The organism is Streptomyces sp. NPDC052107, assembly GCF_040680215.1.
Classification (GTDB): Bacteria; Actinomycetota; Actinomycetes; order Streptomycetales; family Streptomycetaceae; genus Streptomyces.
Map to the genome: position 1 here is coordinate 1 of NZ_JBFAWG010000244.1, position 2370 is coordinate 2370.

General features: G+C 66.7%; 2 protein-coding genes and 1 pseudogene. 2 read left to right on the plus strand and 1 reads right to left on the minus strand.

Going from position 1 to position 2370, the window contains the following annotated elements; genetic code table 11:
* Positions 1-653: amidase family protein (locus tag AB0M27_RS47435; RefSeq protein WP_365732409.1), on the plus strand; the 653-nt coding region annotated here is incomplete at its 5' end.
* A gap of 80 nt (positions 654-733) precedes the next feature.
* Here AB0M27_RS47435 and AB0M27_RS47440 read toward each other — a convergent pair.
* A pseudogene (locus tag AB0M27_RS47440) lies at positions 734-1586 on the minus strand (helix-turn-helix domain-containing protein).
* A gap of 312 nt (positions 1587-1898) precedes the next feature.
* On the opposite strand from AB0M27_RS47440, the gene AB0M27_RS47445 reads away from it, so the two are divergent.
* Entirely contained in the window at positions 1899-2066 is a 168-nt protein-coding gene (locus AB0M27_RS47445) for a hypothetical protein (RefSeq protein ID WP_365732410.1), read from the plus strand.
* The last annotated feature ends 304 nt before the right edge of the window (positions 2067-2370 follow it).

A 2370-nucleotide genomic window follows, 5' to 3' on the forward strand; every position in this document is an offset into this window, starting at 1 on the left:
CCGAGACGCTTCGCAGCCTTGGACAACCGCAGCAACTCCATGCACAGAACTATACGAGCACAACACCCGGGATAGCTAACGAAGTTGTTGAGCCTGAGTACGACGTTGAAGCCGCCGGGCAGGCGGGACTCGAGTCGTGGGCTGATGGTACAGCGGCATGGATCGCGGAGTGGGTCGAGCGGCTGGGACGTGAGCCGGAGGCAGGCGAGATCGAACCGGTCAACGCCTACCTGCGGGAGCTCGGTATGCGCCGCTCGGCCGCCGATCACATCCGCACCGTCAACGTCAACCACCGGATCGAGCGGCAACTCGGCGCCTTCTTCCAGCACTTCGACGTCTGGCTCACCCCGACGCTCGCGATGCCGCCCGTGCCGCTCGGAAACCTCGTCGAGGGAGAGCCGGAAAAGATCCTCGAACGGGAGGGTGCGTACTATCCGTACCTGTTTGTCGCGAATCAGACGGGCCAGCCGTCGATGTCCGTTCCCTTCTCGTGGAACGAGGAGGGACTGCCGATCGGCATCCACCTGGTGGGCGGCTTCGGCGAGGACCTGACGCTGCCTCAGCTAACCGCGCAGATCGAGGAGGCACGCCCGTGGGCCGACCGATTGCCGACCGCGTTGGAGGCGGCGCTGGCGGGGGAGGAGCGCACCTGATGACGGACTTCCGCCACGAAGCCCTGCCACGTCGCACCCGCGCTCACGAGGTGCTGGTGCCGATAGAGCATCCGTGCTGGTCATGCGGCATATCGGTACTCATGGAGGACTCCGTCGAGGCGATCGTGTCGACGGACGTCGAGGCGAGTGACCTGCCCTGATCATTGATCGGTGCGGGTAGTGCGTGCAGCGGCGCGGCGTGACCGAGCGCCCGGTGCGGTCGATGCTCGTTGTGGAAGTCCTCGAACTCGCGCAGTGTGTGGAGGAGGTGGGCCTGACTCCAGATCAATGTGCGGTGGCGCCCAGAATCCGGATGCGCCGGGTGGCGTGCTCGGTGATCGCGAAGATATGGAGGCGTGCCCCGGTCAGGGTGCGGGTCTTGAAGAAGACGCAGGCGAGCAGCGCGTTGGCTTGGCTGCGTGGGAAGGCGGCTCAGGTGGTGCTCTGGCGTTCGGGCGCGGGTGGGATGCCGTGCTCGCGGAGGATTTCCCAGACGGTGGGGGCGGCGAGCTTGATGCCCCGTGTCGCTAGATCACCGTGAATCCGGCGATACCCCCACGAGCTGTTTTCGCGGGCGAGGCGGAGGAGTGGCGTGCGGATCGAACGGACCGTGGGCGGTTGCCCGCGGTGTCCGGGTGTGCAGGTCGCGGCATGGCGCCGCTTGAGCAGGTCACGGTGCCAGCGCAAGATCGTGTCCGGGCGTGCCAGTAGCAGGAGGTGGCGCAGCTTCTCCCGCGGCACGTGGTGGAGCAAGCCGACGAGCACCATTCGGTCGGTTTCGGTGAACGTGGGCTTGCCGACCTGGCGTTGCAGTACCAGCAGTTGGTGCCTTAGTGCGAGGATTTCGATGTCTTTGTCTCGGTCGCGCATCGGCAGCAGGCGCAGGAGCGTGAAGGTGTTCGTCGCGGCGAGGTAAGCCAGGTGCAGCAGCACGGAAGATCATGATGCCGTCCCTCCACCGCCGGTGCGTGTGGCGGGGCCGCAGACGGCCCATGGTTGGTGGTCAAGCTCATGACCTGGGCGGATGATTTCTCGGCACCCTCAGGGGCCGTCGGTGATCTGGACGCAGGCGGCCACCGCGTGGCCCGTCGCACACCGAGTATCGGTTGCCGTGCCCGGCCGGGACAGAGTGGTTTGCTAGCTCCGGGCACGGCACGTCCAGTGATCTCGCGCCGCCGGGGTTCACCACCTCGATCCATCCGGCACGGGCGACCTCCGGAGCAGATCGACGCGGAGGTCGTCAGGATGACCCGCAAGAACCTCGACCGCGCGAAAGCCGCCGACCTGCGCCACCTCGGACACGACGGCGCAGCCGCCTCGGGGCTGGTCGACGATTTCAATGCCGACGCCGTCGGCGCCCGCCTCCTCGACGACGCCCACATCGATCACGCTGTGAACATGCCGTGGTCTTGACTGGCGCCCCGTGACCTGGTGCGGACACTCCGAGCCGTCCGAGCCATCGCCTGATCTCCCGGCTTCACTGCGTCCGATGGCACAGCCGACGCCATGCCAGTGATGAAAGACGGTTCAGAGCTGCTACGGGCTGGGGCGAAACACGGGTGGAGACGAGTGGTGCCGGGAAGTTCGGCCGGATCGACGTCCCTGTTGGGTGACGAAGGTCAGAAGGTGGATCCGTGCAGGCGTCGAAACGACCGCCGGCGCGGCCAGCGGCTCGTGCACCGGGCTTTGCCGGTGCGGCTGTTCGGCCAAGACAGCC